Annotated in this window: 14 protein-coding genes and 1 tRNA gene; 9 read left to right on the forward strand and 6 right to left on the reverse strand. The window is 72.2% G+C overall.

Going from position 1 to position 14,245, the window contains the following annotated elements; translation table 11 throughout:
* Positions 1 to 23 precede the first annotated feature (23 nt).
* Positions 24 to 97 (reverse strand) — tRNA-Met (locus Q7L65_RS10595).
* Positions 98 to 263: 166 nt separating this feature from the next.
* On the opposite strand from Q7L65_RS10595, the gene Q7L65_RS10600 reads away from it, so the two are divergent.
* The gene (locus Q7L65_RS10600) at positions 264 to 2,471 is read left to right on the forward strand and encodes a PAS domain-containing methyl-accepting chemotaxis protein (RefSeq protein ID WP_304721003.1); all 2,208 of its coding nucleotides are present in this window, start codon (positions 264 to 266) and stop codon (positions 2,469 to 2,471) included.
* Between the two features lie 71 nt (positions 2,472 to 2,542).
* A complete protein-coding gene (locus Q7L65_RS10605) occupies positions 2,543 to 3,514 on the forward strand; it encodes an SDR family NAD(P)-dependent oxidoreductase (protein ID WP_304721004.1) in 972 nt (323 codons plus the stop codon).
* Between the two features lie 9 nt (positions 3,515 to 3,523).
* On the opposite strand, the gene Q7L65_RS10610 is transcribed toward Q7L65_RS10605, so the two are convergent.
* Positions 3,524 to 4,366, reverse strand: a complete 843-nt coding sequence (locus Q7L65_RS10610) for a PhzF family phenazine biosynthesis protein (protein ID WP_304721006.1) — start codon at positions 4,364 to 4,366, stop codon at positions 3,524 to 3,526.
* A gap of 72 nt (positions 4,367 to 4,438) precedes the next feature.
* Here Q7L65_RS10610 and Q7L65_RS10615 point away from each other — a divergent pair, with 72 nt between their 5' ends.
* Both Q7L65_RS10615 and Q7L65_RS10620 read left to right on the forward strand, forming a co-directional pair.
* Positions 4,439 to 6,307 carry a hypothetical protein gene (locus Q7L65_RS10615; protein ID WP_304721007.1) on the forward strand — a complete coding sequence of 623 codons (1,869 nt, stop codon included), beginning with the start codon at positions 4,439 to 4,441 and terminating at the stop codon, positions 6,305 to 6,307.
* Between the two features lie 46 nt (positions 6,308 to 6,353).
* Positions 6,354 to 7,370: a sigma-70 family RNA polymerase sigma factor gene (locus Q7L65_RS10620; protein ID WP_304721009.1), complete on the forward strand. Its 1,017-nt coding sequence runs from the start codon at positions 6,354 to 6,356 to the stop codon at positions 7,368 to 7,370.
* On the opposite strand, the gene Q7L65_RS10625 is transcribed toward Q7L65_RS10620, so the two are convergent.
* Positions 7,257 to 7,616 carry an STAS domain-containing protein gene (locus Q7L65_RS10625; protein ID WP_304721010.1) on the reverse strand — a complete coding sequence of 120 codons (360 nt, stop codon included), beginning with the start codon at positions 7,614 to 7,616 and terminating at the stop codon, positions 7,257 to 7,259. The genes Q7L65_RS10620 and Q7L65_RS10625 overlap by 114 nt on opposite strands.
* A gap of 45 nt (positions 7,617 to 7,661) precedes the next feature.
* On the opposite strand from Q7L65_RS10625, the gene Q7L65_RS10630 reads away from it, so the two are divergent.
* From Q7L65_RS10630 to Q7L65_RS10640, 3 genes are all read left to right on the forward strand, one after another.
* Entirely contained in the window at positions 7,662 to 8,651 is a 990-nt protein-coding gene (locus tag Q7L65_RS10630; RefSeq protein ID WP_304721012.1) for an LLM class flavin-dependent oxidoreductase, read from the forward strand.
* A gap of 101 nt (positions 8,652 to 8,752) precedes the next feature.
* Entirely contained in the window at positions 8,753 to 9,349 is a 597-nt protein-coding gene (locus Q7L65_RS10635) for a TetR/AcrR family transcriptional regulator (RefSeq protein ID WP_304721013.1), read from the forward strand.
* An 81-nt stretch (positions 9,350 to 9,430) separates the two neighbouring features.
* Complete coding sequence (locus Q7L65_RS10640; RefSeq protein WP_304721015.1) at positions 9,431 to 10,303, forward strand: hypothetical protein; 873 nt, start codon at positions 9,431 to 9,433, stop codon at positions 10,301 to 10,303.
* Positions 10,304 to 10,364: 61 nt separating this feature from the next.
* Here Q7L65_RS10640 and Q7L65_RS10645 read toward each other — a convergent pair whose 3' ends face one another.
* Positions 10,365 to 11,843: an amidase gene (locus Q7L65_RS10645; RefSeq protein ID WP_304721016.1), complete on the reverse strand. Its 1,479-nt coding sequence runs from the start codon at positions 11,841 to 11,843 to the stop codon at positions 10,365 to 10,367.
* Between the two features lie 54 nt (positions 11,844 to 11,897).
* Here Q7L65_RS10645 and rpsR point away from each other — a divergent pair, with 54 nt between their 5' ends.
* Positions 11,898 to 12,203 (forward strand): 30S ribosomal protein S18, encoded by a 306-nt coding sequence (gene rpsR / locus Q7L65_RS10650; RefSeq protein ID WP_304721019.1) that lies wholly within the window; start codon positions 11,898 to 11,900, stop codon positions 12,201 to 12,203.
* Between the two features lie 47 nt (positions 12,204 to 12,250).
* Positions 12,251 to 12,973 carry an RNA methyltransferase gene (locus Q7L65_RS10655; protein WP_304721021.1) on the forward strand — a complete coding sequence of 241 codons (723 nt, stop codon included), beginning with the start codon at positions 12,251 to 12,253 and terminating at the stop codon, positions 12,971 to 12,973.
* Here the strand turns inward: Q7L65_RS10655 and Q7L65_RS10660 are convergent.
* The gene (locus Q7L65_RS10660) at positions 12,954 to 13,562 is read right to left on the reverse strand and encodes a TetR/AcrR family transcriptional regulator (RefSeq protein ID WP_304721023.1); all 609 of its coding nucleotides are present in this window, start codon (positions 13,560 to 13,562) and stop codon (positions 12,954 to 12,956) included. The genes Q7L65_RS10655 and Q7L65_RS10660 overlap by 20 nt on opposite strands.
* Positions 13,563 to 13,584: 22 nt before the next feature.
* Complete coding sequence (gene tmk / locus Q7L65_RS10665) at positions 13,585 to 14,244, reverse strand: dTMP kinase (protein ID WP_304721025.1); 660 nt, start codon at positions 14,242 to 14,244, stop codon at positions 13,585 to 13,587.
* Between the last annotated feature and the right edge of the window lies 1 nt (position 14,245).

A 14,245-nucleotide genomic window follows, 5' to 3' on the forward strand; every position in this document is an offset into this window, starting at 1 on the left:
GCCCGTTCGGAGCTGGCGCTAGATACCTGGGGGGAGACTCGAACTCCCGACCTCAGCATTATGAGTGCTGCGCTCTAACCAGCTGAGCTACCCAGGCGCGGGCGGCGAAGGATAGCGAACGGCGCAGCGCGAGCCAGGGCGCCGCTGCAACGGCTATGTGCCAAGCACGTCAGTGCGGCGTCGCCGCCTCGTCAAGTGCGTCATGTGGGTGCCGATCACCGATGCCTAGGAGGCTCTGCACGAGACGAGTGGACGAGGATGTGATGCTGGGTCGCGCGAGACGCCACGAGCAGGTCGGCGAGACAACGCAGGTGAAGCCCGATGCGGCGAGCGTCGATGCGCAGATGCGCCTCGAGCTCGTGCTGGCGGCGTCCGGGATGGCGTTGTGGGACATGGAGGTCGTCGCGGGCGATCCGGTCAACCCGGACAACGCGTTCCGTTGGTCGCCGGAGTTTCGGGCGATGCTCGGCTTCACGGACGAGCGCGACTTTCCTGACGTGCTCGACGCGTGGGCTTCGCGGCTGCACCCGGATCACAAGGACGACGTGCTGGCCGCGTTCGCCGCTCATCTGACCGACAGATCGGGCCGCACGCCCTACGACGTCGAGTACCAGCTTGCGCTCAAGGACGGCTCGTACCGCTGGTTCCGCGCCACGGGCGAGACGCTGCGCTCCGACGACGGCACGCCGCTGCGCGTCGTCGGCGGCCTGCACGACATCCAGGCTGAGAAGGAGGCCGGCGGCCAGATGGCCGACGCGCAGATGCGCCTGGAGTTGATGCTGGCGGCCTCCGGCATGGCGTTGTGGGACATGGAGGTCGTCGCCGGCGACCCCGTCAATCCCGCGAACGCGTTCCGCTGGTCGCCGGAGTTTCGGGCGATGCTCGGCTTCACGGACGAGAACGACTTCCCCGACGTGCTGGACGCCTGGGCGTCGCGGCTGCATCCCGACCACAAGGACGACGTGCTGGCCGCGTTCGCCGCTCATCTGACCGACAGATCGGGCCGCACGCCCTACGACGTCGAGTACCAGCTCGCGTTGAAGGACGGCTCGTACCGCTGGTTCCGCGCGACCGGGGAGACGCTGCGCTCCGACGACGGCACGCCCCTGCGCGTGGTCGGCGGGCTCAACGACATCCATGCGAGAAAGGAGGCCGACGGCAGGATGGCCGACGCGCAGATGCGCCTCGACCTGACGTTGGCCGCCTCCGGCATGGCGCTGTGGGACATGGACGTGGTCGCGGGCGATCCGGTCAACCCGGACAACGCGTTCCGTTGGTCGCCGGAGTTTCGGGCGATGCTCGGCTTCCGCGACGAAAACGACTTCCCCGACGTGCTGGACGCCTGGGCGTCGCGGCTGCACCCCGACCACAAGGACGACGTGCTGGCCGCGTTCGCCGCGCACCTCGTCGACAGATCGGGCCGCACGCCCTACGACATCGAGTACCTGCTCGCGTTGAAGGACGGCACGTACCGCTGGTTCCGCGCCACGGGCGAGACGCTGCGCTCCGACGACGGCACCCCGCTGCGTGTCGTCGGCGGCCTGCACGCGATCCACGCTGAGAAGGAGGCGCGCGAGCGCACACGCGACGCGCAGATGCGCCTCGACCTCGTGCTGGCGGCGTCCGGGATGGCGCTGTGGGACATGGAGGTCGTCGCCGGCGACCCCGTCAATCCCGCGAACGCGTTCCGCTGGTCGCCGGAATTTCGGGCGATGCTCGGCTTCACGGACGAGAACGACTTCCCGAACGTGCTCGACGCGTGGGCGTCGCGGCTGCACCCGGACCAGAAGGACGCGGTGCTGGAAGCGTTTGCCGCGCACCTCGTCGACAGAAGCGGCCGCACGCCGTACGACGTCGACTACCAGGTGATGTTGAAGGACGGCTCCTACCGCTGGTTCCGCGCGACCGGGGAGACCCTGCGCTCCGACGACGGCACCCCGCTGCGCGTCGTCGGCGGCCTCAACGACATACACGCGGAGAAGGAGGCGCAGCAGCGCATCGACGCGGACGCGATCCGCCTGCGCAGCGCTGCCGACTCGCTCAGCGAGGTCGGCAACGACATGCAGAAGACGACCCGCGACGCCGTCGGCGCGTCGGCCGAGACGGTCGAGACGATGGAGCGGCTCGAGGCCGGCTACAGACAGATCGAGACGGTCGTCGGCCTGATCGCCGACGTCGCCGGGCAGACGAATCTGCTGGCGCTGAACGCGACGATCGAGGCCGCGCGGGCAGGCGACGCCGGACGCGGCTTCGACGTGGTCGCGAAGGAGGTCGGCGAGTTGGCGACCCGCACCGCCGCCTCGACCAAGGACGTCTCCGCCCGCGTCGCCGCGAGCCGCCAAGACGTCCAGCAGGCGATCTCCGCCGCGGCCGAGATCCAGCGCGTGATCAGCGCGATCGACGGCTCCCAGCAGGTGATCGTCGGACTCGTCGGCGATCTCAGCAGAAGCGAGGCGGCGGTCGCCGGCTGAGCGGGGGTGCATCCCGTGTCCTGTGCCGTCGCTTTGCGCGGCACCGGTGACACGCCACTAGCCTGGATGGCATGACGACTCCACAGCAGCCGCTCGACTCAGGCTTCGGCTACCGCAGCACGGCCGCGGAAGTGGTCGACGGCATCGACCTCGCCGGCAGACTCGCGATCGTCACCGGCGGCTACTCCGGGCTCGGCATCGAGACGGTGAAGGCGCTGAGCGGCGCCGGCGCGCAGGTGATCGTCCCGGCCCGCCGGCCGGTGCACGCGCGCGAGGAGCTCGCCGGGATCGCGCGCGTCGACGTCGACGAACTGGACCTCGGCGACCTCGACAGCGTGCAAGCGTTCGCGCAGCGGGTGCTCGACTCCGGTCGCAGCGTCGACATCCTGATCGACAACGCCGCCGTGATGGCGTCCCCGGAGACGCGCGTCGGCCCGGGCTGGGAGGCGCAGTTCGCGACCAACCACCTCGGCCACTTCGCGCTCGCGAACCGCATCTGGCCGGCGCTGGCGGACGGCCGCGGCGCGCGCGTCGTGGCGCTCTCCTCGACCGGCCACAAGCTGTCGGGCATCCGCTGGGACGACCTCCAGTTCGAGACCGGCTACGACAAGTGGCAGGCCTACGGCCAGTCGAAGACCGCCGACAGCCTCTTCGCCGTTCAGCTCGACCTGCTCGGCAAGGATGCCGGCGTGCGCGCCTTCGCGGCGCACCCGGGCGGCATCATGACCCCGCTGCAGCGCCACCTCCCGCGCGAGGAGATGATCGCCTCCGGCTGGGTGGACGAGGAGGGCAACGTCAACGAGCGCTTCAAGACCCCTGAGCAGGGCGCCTCCACGGCGACCTGGGCCGCGACCTCCCCCACGCTCGACGGCATGGGCGGCGTCTACTGCGAGAACTGCAACATCGCCGCCCCCACCGACCCCGACTCCCCCACAGCCCGCATAGAGGGCGTCGACCCCCACGCGATCGACCCCGACGCGGCGGCGAGACTGTGGGCCGTGTCGGCGGAGCTGACGGGCGTCAACGCGTTCGCGGGGGCGTAGGGCGCCGCGTCAGAGCCGCACGACCCCCTCGACCACCGACACCGTCTGCCCCGCGACCCAGACGGTCCCGGCCTCGTCCTGGGTGATGTGGACGCGGCCGGCGCGGCCGAGGGCGGTGCCCTGGCGGGCGGCGTAGGGGGCCTGGAGGCGATCGGTGCGCAGCAGCCAGTCGGCGAGCGAGGCGTTGAGGCTGCCGGTCACCGGGTCCTCGACGAGGCTGCCGTCCTTTGGGAAGAAGGCGCGGACCTCGATCGCGGCGGGCGCGCCCGGCGCGTGCGGGCCGACGACGCCGACGTCGAGGTCGATGAAGGACGGCTTCAGATCCAGCACCTGCTGCGCCGAGCCGAGCAGGATCGCGATCCAGCCGGGGCCGTTGTCGACCCATTCGGCCGCAAGCACGTCGCCGCGCTCGATCCCAAGCGCCGCGACCACGTCGGAGAGCAGCGCCGCGTCGTCGAGCGGACCGGAGCGGAGCAGCGGGGGCCCGGCGAAGGCGAGCCCGTCGGGCGTGCGCCGGATCTCGACGAGGCCGGCGCCGCACTCCTGGACGATCCGCTCGTCGCGGACGGCGGCAGTCGCCGCCTCCAGCCACGCATGGCACGTCCCCAGCGTCGGATGCCCGGCGAACGGCAACTCCGCCACCGGCGTGAAGATCCGTACGCGGTAGTCGGCGGTGGCGTCGGTCGTCGGCGGCAGCACGAACGTCGTCTCCGACAGGTTCGTCCAGTGCGCGAAGCGCTGCATCTGCGCCGTGTCGAGCCCCTCGGCGTCGAGCACCACGGCAACCGGATTGCCACTCTGCGGCCCCGTCCCGAACACGTCGACCTGCACGAACCTGCGTGTCTTCGCCATCGAGGGATCGTATGCCCTCGGTTCCGTGCTTTCCCTGATGCGCGTCCAGCGGCGCCGCGCGACGATCGCCCGATGGACTTCGTGCGGGGAGATGGTGGCGAGTCGCGGCGTGGGCTGTGGCGGGGTTGCGTGCGGCGGGCGGTCGGTGCGGCGGTGGCGGTCGTCGCGCTGGCCGGCGCCTGCGGCGCAGTGGTTGCCGCCCCGGCCGGCGCGATCGTGCCGCAGAACGCGGTGGGCGGGGTCGGGTCGAGATGGTTCTCGGGGTCGCTGATCCAGCAGCCGGGGCAGAACTGCATCGTGCTCGGCAGCCCGGGGACGGAGATCATGGTCAGCGGGATCGGCTCCTACGGCGGGCGCCAGGGCGTGATCAAGGTCGGCGACCAGTACTGGACCTCGCTGCTCGTCGCGGTGCCCGGCAACCCGTGCGGGGTCGGCTCGTCGGGGATCTCGACCGATCTGATCCTGCCGCGCAACACGGAGATCGACGGCTCGCGGCAGATCCGCTGCTTTTACCTGCCACGCAACGCGAACACCGACGCGTTCGTCGAGGTGACCGGGCAGACGTGGAGCGCGTTCGGCTCCAGCGGGCAGATCTGCCCGGCGCAGGCAAGTCCGTCCGCCTACCACCAGGGCGCGTTCAACGTCGGCTTCCGTCCGCTCGCCAGCGGCGCGATGCTGGAGATCTTCGTGCCGGTCAGATCGACCTCGACGCTGCTCGGCGCCGGTGGACCGGATCTCTTCAGCTGGCTCACCGACGCGACCGGCGTGTACGCCAACCCGGGCCTCAGCCGCGTCTTCGCGAACGTCTTCAACAGCAGCGGCGACCAGCCGTTCGTCTACTTCGCGCGCGAGCAGTCGGCGATCCCGTTCTGGAAGGACGACGCGCCGTCGGCGCCGCTGGACCTGCGCAATCGCACCGAGTTCTTCGCCAACTTCTACGTCGCGGGCAGACCCGGCACGGTCTCGTTCCAGATCAACCGCACCGACACGCCGTCGCCGACGCCGGTGATCGACAGCAGCAGCCCAGCCGCCGGCTTCAACGGCACCGTCGCGGCGGGGCAGGACCTGATCCAGATCGTTCCCGCCGCGGACGCGAGAGGACCGAATGGCGGCTACGCCCCGTTCGCGTGGGACAAGCCGGGCCAGAACGGCAACCCGTTCCCCAACGGCGAGTGGGACACGCCGATGACGATCACGTGGAGATTCGCGCCGACGAGCGGCAGCCCGGTGACCGGCAGCCAGTCGTTCCGCACGCTCGCGGGACCGGACAGCGATGCCGACGGAGTCGCCGACATCAGGGACGCCTGCCCGGCGGTGAGAGGGACCGGCGCCGACGGCTGCCTGCCCTCCGCGCCGCCCGATCCCGACGGCGACGGCGTCTTCGGCGATCAGGACAGATGCCCGGCCGCGGCCGCGCCCGGCATGATCGACGGCTGCCCGCTCGGAGGCGGCGGGACGGCCCCGCCGACCGACGGCGGCACGCCGCCGCCCGGAGACAGCGCAACCCCGTCCCCGCCCGTCGTCCCACCGTCACCCGGCCCGACGCCGATCCCGCCCAGAGGCGGCCCGGCGCCCACGCCCAGACCCCAACTCGTCGCGGCGCTGAAGCTCAAGCGCAACACCCGCTTCACGGTGAGAGCGCTCAGAGCCGGCGTGAAGGTGAGACTCGCCTGCTCCCAGGACGCGACCGCGACGGTGACGTTCACCGTGACGAGAGCGATCGGCAGACAGCTCGGATTGAGCGGCAAAGACCCGGCCGTGACGCGCGCCGGCGGCCGCTGCACGAAGGCGAAGGGCGTCACGGTGACGCTGAAGCCGGCGAGCAGAACGCTGACGCGGATCGCCAGGCTGAGCAGACCGGTGAGCGCGACGCTGTCGGCGAGACTGACCGCCGCGGGCGCGGTTGCGGGCGGCGCGAAGGTGGCGGTCAAGCTCGGCTAGCCGGATACGTGTCAGCGTCCGGGCGGGCGGGGTACGATCCACTCCTGTGCTGAGCAGCCCTGACGCAAGCGCCCCGATCGAGCGCGAGCTCGAGTCTCACCGCCGCGCCCTCACCGGCTATTGCTACCGGATGCTCGGCTCGGGCTCGGAGGCCGAGGACGCGGTGCAGGAGACGATGGTGCGCGCCTGGAAGGCCGCCGACCGACTCGAGGCGCGCGCGGCGCTGAAGTCGTGGCTGTACCGGATCGCGAGCAACGTCTGCTTCGACATCCTGCAGAGCGCGCAGCGGCGCGCGCAGCCGATGGACCTCGGCCCCTCGTCGACCGCCGACGGCCCGCTCGGCGCGCCGCTGCCCGAGACCGCCTGGGTGCAGCCGATCGCGGACGCGCGGATCCTCCCGGTCGAGGCCGACCCCGCCGACGTCGCCGACGCGCGCGAGACGCTGCGCCTCGCGTTCGTCGCCGCGCTGCAGCACCTGCCGGCCAGACAGCGCGCCGTGCTGATCCTGCGCGAGGTGCTGCGCTGGCAGGCGACCGAGGTCGCCGAGCTGCTCGACACCTCCGTCGCGTCGGTCAACAGCGCGTTGCAGCGGGCGCGCACGACGCTGCAGTCGCTCGACCTCGACCGCGACGGGACCGCGGCCGCCCCGTCCGCGGACATCGACGCCGAGCAGCAGGAGCTGCTGAGCCGCTACGTCGACGCGTTCGAGCGCTACGACATCGGCTCGCTCGTCGCGCTGCTGCAGGAGGACGCGACCTTCTCGATGCCGCCGCTGCCGCTGTGGCTGCACGACCGCGAGCAGGTCGGCCCCTTCATGCTCGGCCCCGGCGCCCACTGCCGCGGCTCCAGACTGCTCGTCACGCAGGCCAACGGCGGACCGGCCGTCGGGATCTACCACCCGACGCCCGAGGGCCACTTCGAGCCGTGGGCGATCGTCGTGGTCGAGATGTCAGGCGGGCGGATCTCCGCGCTGCACCACTTCCTCTTCACCGAGCTGTTCGCCGAGTTCGGGCTGCCGCCGCAGCTCGAACGCCATGGCGTCGGCCAGTCCGACCAGGCGTAACAGCGCGAACAGCTGCGCCGGCGCGTCGCGCAGCTCCAGCCGCCACCCGCGGCGGCGCGCCTCCAACCGCAGCCGCATCAGCGTGTCGACGAGCGCGAGGTCGGGGCCGGACGCGTCCACGCGCGCCACGACGACCTCGATCCCTCCCTCGACGACCATCACGATCGTCGTCCGCTTGTCGTTCGCTCCGGGCACGGGCCTCTCACTTCGAATGCAGCCAAGACGCACCAGCGCGGCGAAACTCATCGGTCGGCTACGCTGAGCTTCGATCCCCATCGAACCAAGGCAGCGATGACGCCCCCGCTCTCCGTACTCGACCTCGCCCCCGTCACAGCCGGCTCGACGCCGCGCGAGGCACTGCTCAACAGCCTCGACCTCGCGCGCCACGCCGAAAAGCTGGGCTACCTGCGCTACTGGGTCGCCGAGCACCACAACATGGCCGGGATCGCGAGCGCCGCGACCGCCGTCGTGATCGGGCACATCGCCGGCGGCACGGAGAGGATCCGCGTCGGCTCCGGCGGGATCATGCTGCCCAACCACTCGCCGCTGGTGATCGCCGAGCAGTTCGGCACGCTCGCGGAGCTGTACCCGGGCCGCATCGACCTCGGCCTCGGCCGCGCCCCCGGCACCGACCAGCTGACCGTCCGCGCGCTGCGCCGCGATCCCGCGCGCGCCGCCGAGTTCCCGCAGGACGTCCAGGAGCTGCAGGCGCTGCTCGGTCCGCTGCAGCCCGGCCAGCGCGTCCAGGCGGTGCCCGGGACCGGCACCGAGGTGCCGCTGTGGATCCTCGGCTCGAGCACGTTCGGCGCGCAGCTGGCGGCGCTGCTGGGCCTCCCGTACGCGTTCGCCTCGCACTTCGCGCCCGACGACCTGATGCCCGCGCTCGACACCTACCGCAACACGTTCCGACCGTCGGCGCAGCTCGACAGACCGCGCGCGATGATCGGCCTCAACGTCGTCGCGGCCGACACCGACGCCGAGGCGCGGCGGCTCTTCACCAGCCAGCAGCAGGCATTCGCGAACCTCTTCCGCGGCACGCCCGGTCTGTACCAGCCGCCGATCGACGACATCGAGGCGTTTTGGACGCCGGCCGAAAAGGCGCAGGCGTCACGGATGCTCGCGTACTCCGTCGTCGGTGGTCCCGAGACCGTCCGCGACGGGATCGCGCAGGTCGTCGAGCAGACCGATGCCGACGAGCTGATGGTCGTCGCCGCGATCTACGACCACGAAGCGCGCAAGCGCTCCTACGAGATCACCTCGGAGGTCTGGGCCAGCCAGTAGCGTTCGCGGCTCGGATGAGCGAGCCGGGGAGCGATTCGGGCAGTTCAGGCGCGCGCGCCGGCGTCGGTCGCCGACCACGCCGGGTTGACGGCGGCGCCGACATGACCGCTGCCCCCAGACTCCCCGACGGGCCCAGCCACCGCGACCGCTTGATCGCGGGTCTCGCCGCGTCGATCCGCGAGCGCGGCTATCGCGCGACGACGATCACCGACGTCGTGCGGCACGCCCGCACGTCGCGGCGCTCCTTCTACGAGCAGTTCGAGGACCGCGACGCCTGCTTCCTCGCGCTCTTCGACGCGCTCCACGAGCTGCTGATCGCGCACGTCGCCGCGACCGTCGACCCGTCCGCGCCGTGGGAGGAGCAGGTCGACCGCGCGCTCGGCGCCTACCTCGACGCGATCGCCGCCGAGCCGCAGCTGACCGTCAGCTTCGTGCGCGAACTGCCGGCGCTCGGCGAGGTCGGCAGCGCCCGCCAGCGCGCGGTGCTGGAGAGCTTCGCGGTGCTCGTGATGCGGCTCGTGGACACCGGCGAGATGCGGCGCGGCGGCGTCGAGCCGGTCACGCTGGAGACGGCGCTGATGCTCGTCGGCGGCCTGCGCGAGCTGCTCGTCTACGTCGTCGAGAGCGGAGGCGACCAGGCCCGGCTGCTGCCCGTCGCCAGCGACGTCTTCAAGAGCGTCCTGCGCCACCACCACTAGGCCGGCTTCTGCCTTTCGTCGGAGGCCGGCGGGCCGATCGGGAGAGGTGCGCGAGGCCTTGGCCGACCTACCTTCGCGGGCATGAGAATGCTGCTCGCCCGTGCCGTGACCATGCCGCAGACGCTCGTCCTGCTCGCCCTCGCCGCAACCTTGCTCACAACCGGCATCGCCTCCGCCGCCAGACGCCCGCCGCTGCCGGATCCGCCGCTCGCGAGAGGCGTCAAGGGCGCCAGATGGATGGCGGTCTTCGAGGCGAGACAGACGGTCGCCTGGAAGCTGCCGCGCTCCGTCACGCTGACCGATTGCTACCACGTTCGCTGGCTGGAGGGCAACGGCCAGGAGGTCTGGCAGATCAGCTCGCGCGCGCCCACGAAGATGTACGTGATCGGCGCGCCCGACAGCCCGCTGACGTTCCGCTACGGCACCTGGTCGATGCTCGAGCAGACCAGAATGGGGATCGACGCCGGCAGCATGATCCAGCGCTCGTCGTTCAGCAGCTCCGGTTCGAATCCCGGCAGATGCGGCGGCGAGGCCGTCGTCGACGATCCGCCGGAGCGCGACTGCGGCGCTCGCCTGCCCGCCTACGGCGTCTCCTTCATCCACGAGGGCAGCAGACTCGAGTTCAGCACCCACAAGGAGAACGGGCAGACGACCTACCAGTCGTGTCTGCTGAACACCCCGCCGCGCTACGTCCCCGGCAGCTTCAAGCAGCCGCCCGCGACCGCGGCACGCGAGCGGCTGCTGAGCGGACGCGGCACGGTCAGAATCACCGGCACCGACAGCTCCAGCGACTCGATCCCGCAGGGCAGCAGCCAGCTGACGACCTCCGCGAGAGTCACCTGGACGCTGACGCTGATGGATGCGGCGGACTACGAGAGATACGAGCGACAGCAGCGCGAGGGCAACACGCCGAGAAGACCGCGCAGCGGCAGAGCGAGAGGGAGACGGCGCTGAGCGCGGGGGCGCGCGCGAGTCGCGGCGCGCCGGACCACGCGACCGCGACCGCCGCAGCCGCCTACAACAGCGGCCGCCGCTGCGCCCACGGCCGCGCCTGCTCCAGCTGGGCGGCGAGCCGCACGAGCGTCGCCTCGCCGCCGAGCGGGGCGACGAACTGAACGCCGAGCGGGAGGTTCGCCGCCGTCCAGTGCAGCGGGACGCTCATCGCCGGGCGGCCGGTCAGGTTCGCAAGCTGCGTGAACGGGACCCAGCCGAGGTTCTCGGAGATCATTCTGTCGACCACGCCGACGCGTGACAGCACGCTCGCCGTGCCGGTCTTCAACAGCCCCGCCGCGAGCGGACGCAGCGCGCGCGGGGGGTCGAACTGGCCGATTCTCGGCGGCGGGGTCGCGAGCGTCGGCGTCAGCAGCAGGTCGAAGCGCTCGTGGAAGCGGGCCATCGCGGCGATCTGCTCGTGCCGGCGCTCCATCGCCGCGCAGTGCTCGACGCCGCTGATTCTGCGCCCGAGCGCGGCCATGATCAGCGTGTCCTGCTCGAAGCCGTCGTCGCCGCTGCCGGTCTGCCGCTTGACCTCGCGCACCATGTAGGCGACGTTGACGAACCAGATCGTGAGGAAGTCGCGCGCGAGCGCGGCGTCGTCGTACGGGGTTGCGACCGGCTCGACCTCGTGCCCGAGCTGCTCCAGCAGCCGCGCCGCGTCGGCGACCGCGGCGATCGCCTCGGGATGCGGGCTCGGGTTGACGACGGAGCTGCTGACGAAGCCGATCCGCAGTCTGCCGGGCTCCCGCCCGACCTCCTCCAGCAGCGGCCGCTCCAGCGCCGCGGGTGCGTAGGCGCTCGTCGGGTCGGCGCCGGCGAGCAGGTCGAGCATCGCCGCGCTGTCGCGCACGCTGCGCGAGATCACGCCGTCGGTCGAGGCGCCGCCGAGCCGCTCGCTCGCCTCAGGGCCGGACGGCACCAGCCCGCGGCCGGCCTTGAGACCGAAGAGGCCGCAGCAGGCGGCCGGGATGCGGATCGAGCCGCCGCCGTCGCTGGCGCCGGCGACCGGCAGGATCCCCGCTGCGACCGCGGCCGCCGCGCCGCCGGACGAGCCGCCGGGCGTGCGGCCGAGGTCCCACGGGTTGCGCGCGGGCCCGTACAGCTCCGCCTCCGTCACCCCCTTGGCACCGAACTCCGGCGTGTTGGTCTTGCCGAAGATCACCAGGCCGGCGTCGAGCCAGCGCTGCACGACGGTCGCGTGCTGGGCGGCGGGCGTCCAGGCGAGCGCGCGGCAGCCGCCGGCCGAGGCGAGGCCGGCGTACTCCTGTCCGAGGTCCTTCAGCAGGAACGGGACGCCGGCGAAGGGGCCGTCGAGCGGCTGTGCGGCGCGCTCGTCGGCGATCCCGTCGAGCGTGCGGACGATCGCGTTGATTCTTGGGTTGACGGCGCGCGAACGGGTCTGCGCGGCGGCGAGCAGCTCGGCCGGCGTGACCTCTCTGGATGCGACGAGCGCGGCCAGTTCGAGGCCGTCGCGGGTCGCGTAGTCGGCAGGATCCATGCCACCATCCTCGCGCAACGTGCGGGTTTTCACGCCGCATGCGATCATCTGGGGATGCCCGCGCCACAGAAGAGCCGCCGCCGCAAGCCGCCTGCGGACGCCTCCCGCAAGCGCCGCTCCGTCCACAAGGACGTCGCTGCGGCGATCGACTACAAGAACCCGGAGAGCCTCAGACAGTTCCTGACGGAGCGCGGCAAGATCAAGGGCCGTCGCATGACCGGCCTCTCGCGCCGCGACCAGTCACTGCTCGCCAGACAGGTCAAGCGCGCCCGTGAGCTGGCGCTGCTGCCGTACGTCGCGCCGGCCGGCGCCGGTGAGCGCAGCGAGCGCCGCGGCCGCGGCGGCCCGCGCGAGCGCTGAGCAGCACCGCAGCTTTCGCATCGGCTCGCGACGACCCGTCGCGAGCCGTGCTCGAAGGCTTCCACGCGCTGAAGCACGCGCTCCGCTTCGGGGCTGAGATCGACCTTGCGCTGACGAGCGATCCCGACGTGCTCGCCTCGCTTGCGGCTGCGCTGGCCCCGGACCTCGCCGCGTCGCTGAATTCACTCGTCCAGCCGGTTTCGCGCAAGCAACTTCGCGCACTCGGCTTCACGCAGCCGCCGCACACCGGCGTCGTCGCGATCGCCCGGCGGCCGGAGTTCTCGTTGGAGCAGGTGTTGGATCGTGCCGCGGCGGACCGCGTCGACGCCGCGCGCCGTCCCGTCGTCCTGCTCGAAGATCCGCGACACCTCGGGAACGTCGGCGCCGTCGTGCGCGTGGCGGCCGGAGCCGATGCGGCAGCGGTCGTGACGACCGGCGAGCGCGACCCGTGGGATCCCGCCGCGCTGCGCGGCTCAGCCGGGCTGCACTTCGCACTTCCGGTCGGCCATGCCGGCGACGGCGTGTTCGATCCTGGCCCGCGGCCGTTGATCGCGCTCGACCCTGACGGCGAGCCGCTGCGCGCCGGCGCGCTGCCGCCCGGCGCGGTGCTGGCGTTCGGCAGCGAGCGGCATGGCCTCAGCGACGCGCTGCGCGCACGCGCCGACCAGCGCCTGCGGATCCCGATGCGCGCGGGTGTGTCGAGCCTGAACCTCGCGACCGCGGTCGCCGCGGTGCTGTTCGCGGAGCGGCTCAGCGGGTCAGGCGGCTGAGCAGTTCGTAGAGGTCGGGGCGGCGCGGGGTCGATCCGCCTGCGAGGGCGTTGACCATCACGCCGTCGGCGACGGTCGTCAGCTCGCGCGCGGTGACCTGGTCGACGTGCTGCGCCAGCACCAGCGTCAGCAGCTCCGACCAGGCGCGGCTGACCGACTGCAGGTCGGGCCGGCGCAGCGCGACGAGCTGCAGTTCGTACTCCGCCACGACACGCTCGCGATCGCCGTCGAGCCGAGCGACGAGCAGGTCGCAGAGCGCGTCCGCGATGTCGGCGCCCTGCGGCACGCTCTCCGACCAGACGACGAGCAGCTCCGCGTACGACGCGGCGCACAACTCCATCGCGGCGCCGAGCAGGTCGTCGAGACCTCTGAAGTGGTACGTCGTCGAGCCGAGCGGAACGCCCGCGGCCGCCGCGACGTTGCGGTGCGAGACCGAGCCGACGCCCTGCTCCAGCGCGACTCTCAGCGCGGCCGCAGCGATCCGGTCGCGCCGGCCGGGATCGTTGGGACCGCGGGGCGCGCGTCTGGGTCTCGACGGCGCGGTCGCGCCGGCCGCGGCCGCCGTCCCGGTGCTGGTCTGGACGCTCATCCGCGCGAGTGTACTTGCGCGCCTAGCGAGCCGGTGACTGCTCGATCGCGGCCCAGATCGCGTCCGCGACCTGGTCGATCGCGCCGCTGCCGTCGACCCGCGCGAGCGGTCCTTCGACGAGGCCCGCGGCGATCGTCTCGCGGTAGCCGCGGTCGACCGCGGCGAGCTGCGCACGCGAGTGGAACAGCTCGTCGGCGGAGCTGCGCGCGCCGATCCGCTGCAGGCAGGTCTCCGGGTCGACGTCGAGGAAGATCGTCAGATCCGGCGCGAGCGCGTGGCGGTTCAGCTGCGCGACCCACTCGCGCGAGATCTCGCCGTCGCCGCCGTTGTAGGCGAGCGAGGACAGCACGTAGCGATCGCTGACGACCCAGCCACCGGTCGCCAACGCCGCGGCGACGCCGTTGACCGGGTTGAAGAGATGGTCCGCGCGGTCGGCCGCGAAGGCGAGCGCGAGCGCGACCGGGTCGAGCCGCAGCCGCCCCTCGATCGCCTGCCGCAGGACCGCTCCCAGCGGCCCGTTGGTCGGCTCCCGCGTCAGCTCCACCGCGACCGCGCGCCGTTCGCGCAGCGCCGCGGCGAGCAGCTCCGCCTGCGTCGTCGTCCCAGCCCCGTCGAGCCCCTCGATCACGATGAAGCGGCCCGGCGGCGGTGCGGGGGGCGTGCTGGCGTCGGACTCCGACATG

Source organism: Conexibacter sp. CPCC 206217 (assembly GCF_030646165.1).
Lineage (GTDB): Bacteria > Actinomycetota > Thermoleophilia > Solirubrobacterales > Solirubrobacteraceae > Conexibacter.